At 35.0% G+C, this 2,940-nt stretch carries 1 protein-coding gene; it reads left to right on the forward strand.

Going from position 1 to position 2,940, the window contains the following annotated elements; all coding sequences use genetic code 11:
* Positions 1-2,940, forward strand: a 2,940-nt coding sequence (locus BUE24_RS24125) for a hypothetical protein (RefSeq protein ID WP_170864662.1), incomplete at both ends; no start/stop codon positions are given.

Consider the following 2,940-nt stretch of genomic DNA (forward strand, 5'->3'; position numbering starts at 1 on the left):
TTTGGAGAAAACACCTATACTCTTATCAGATGTACTAGACCTGGTGATAATTTCTATCCACAAAATACAGACCTATGTCCTGGGGTTAATGGACCTACCAATGGATGTCCTGCAAGTGGAAGTGATACTGCCGAACATTGGAATACGGTAAAAGTAACATCCTACGATATTACTGAAAATGAAATCGCTAAAACCAAATCCTATTATGACGATCTAGGAAAATCAGTACAAATACAAACCAAAGATTATAAAACCAATAAAATATGGGCTAGTGAAACCAGATATGATCATCAGGGAAGAGCAGCTATACAAACCTTAAGCGCTCCGACCAATGATGATATCCCTTCGGATTTTCTATATCGACAAGACTTCATTAAAAACAATACAAATAATACATTTTCTGATGCAGATTTTGAAGCGCAACCAGAAAATCCTGCTACGGTAGGAACCCAAGCAAATTCTCTAGGGTGGTATTATAGTCAAAATAACTCTACCGAACCTTATCAAGATGTTACTCAACACCCCTACTCTAGAACAATATATAGCCAACTTAATCCTGGGGCTGTATTAAAAACTATCGGTGGAAATAAAATGAACGGAGAATGGAAAAATGGTTATGTATTCTCTATGCCAGCAGGACAAGAACTATCACAATCCGTTGCGTTTGGCGATTCCAAATATAACAACTACAAAATTACAAAGACCATCGCCAGAGATGTACATGGTGTAGAAACTGTAGTATTTACAGATATCGACGGTAGAACTCTTGCTGCTGCTAGAAGTGGTAACGAAAATGGTAATAAACCTATACGATATTCGACAATAACTCTGGATCAACAAAATTTTGTTGACATACATATTCCTAAAGGAACTAAAGGTATTGTAGTGAAAAATTACTTGAACAGTGAGCTATCTAACAGCCCCCATTTTTTTGAAGTTTACGATTTAACAACTGAACAAAAAATAACTACTCCGTTTGCAGAATTGCCTCCTGGACTTTATAGAATAGCAAGTATTACATTAACCTATAATTGGATCCCAAAAAAAGTAACTTACCCAGAAAACTATTATGAGTATAGCTTAAACGAATATGATAAAGCTGGACGATTAATAGCTTCTTATCAACCTTTGAATAAATTAAAAAGTGATTTTCAATACAACGCTTTAGGGCAATTAGAATATACCAAAAGCCCTGATGAAGGAGAAGCATGGTTTAAATATCAAAAAGACGGACAAATACGATTCTCTCAAAACAGTAAACAAAAAGAAAATAGCTTTAGTTTTTCTTTTACCAATTATGACCAAAAAGGAAGAGCTATTGAAAGTGGACTCTTCTTCCCTAAGCCGGTAACCGATGTCTTTCCTAATATAAACCCTGATAACGATTTACCAACAGGAATCAAAGCTGAAAGGCATCTTACTACCTATGATGAAATACCTGAAAGCGATATCAACACATTACCAACTAACTACAAAAAACCAGAATTCCTAGCGGGAAATGTAGCTAAAACTTGGAATCAAAATACTACTACATGGTATAGTTATGATATCTACGGAAGAGTACAATGGATTGTACAAAATATAAATGGATTAGGCTTTAAAACTATAGACTATGAGTATGACCCGATCACTAGCCAAGTAAAAAGAGTATTATACCAAAAAGGAGCATCAGATCAGTTTATACATCGTTACACCTATGATCCGGTTGACTTTAATCTAACTATGGTTGAAACATCAACCAATGGAGCTTCTTATGTGCAACATGCTGCCTATGAGTATTATGAAACTGGAGCCCTAAAAAGACTCAACCTAGCACAAGGATTACAAGGAATTGATTATGTATATAATTTAAACGGCGCTCTAAAAAGTATCAATCATCCCAACCTAAATACAACTAGTGACCCAGGAGGAGATAATAACGACCTCTTTGGAATGAACATACATTATTACAATGGAGACTACTCTAGAACAAATACACCGAATCCAATTACAACTACTCCTAATGGTATTGAACAATACAACGGGAACATCAAAGCTTTAACTTGGAACACCAAAAATCAAAATAATGGTAATCCAGACACCTATTATTATAGCTACGATAAAAACAATTGGTTAACTGGGGCTAGCTTTAATCAAAATGTAAACGAAGTAGATCCTAATCTGGAGCAAAACGAAACTCGAAATCAATCGGTTACTACTACAGAAAATGTAAAAGCTACTCAATCCATTGTATTACTACCTGGATTTAGTATCACTGCAACCAACGGCCGTACTTTTAGTGCCAAAATTGCTACCGATGGAACGGTACTAGGAAATGCAGATTATAATGTATACGATATTACATATGACGCCAATGGAAATATCAAAAAACTAAATCGTAATAAAAATACAGTGAGCGGCAACAATGCCATGGATAAACTGTCTTACGTCTATAAAAATGATAAACCAAATCAACTATTACGCGTAGATGATGCCGCAGGAGATGTCTCTGGAGCTGATGATATTGGAGATCAAAATGGAAACAACTATGAATATAATAGTATAGGGCAATTGACTAAAAATAATCAAGAAAATATTACATATATTTATAATACTAATGGATTGGTCAATGAAATCAAAAAAAACAACCAAACATTAGTGAAGTTCTTTTACAATGATAAAAACCATAGAGTACGTAAAGAAGCATACAACCTATCCAATGGAAATCTAAGTTATACCGAACATTATGTACGGGATGCTACAGGAAAACCCTTGGCTATATACAGAAATGGGCAAATTGTCGAAAACACCATTTATGGAGCAAATCGTTTAGGTGTGAGAAAATCCGATGGAACCAATCTGTATCAACTTACGGATCATTTAGGCAATGTAAGAGCTGTAGTAGGAAGAACAAATACCGGACAAACCATTGGAATTACAAATGCTACCGATTATTATCCA

Origin of the sequence: Aquimarina spongiae (genome assembly GCF_900141785.1) — a bacterium.
Taxonomy (GTDB): Bacteria; Bacteroidota; Bacteroidia; order Flavobacteriales; family Flavobacteriaceae; genus Aquimarina; species Aquimarina spongiae.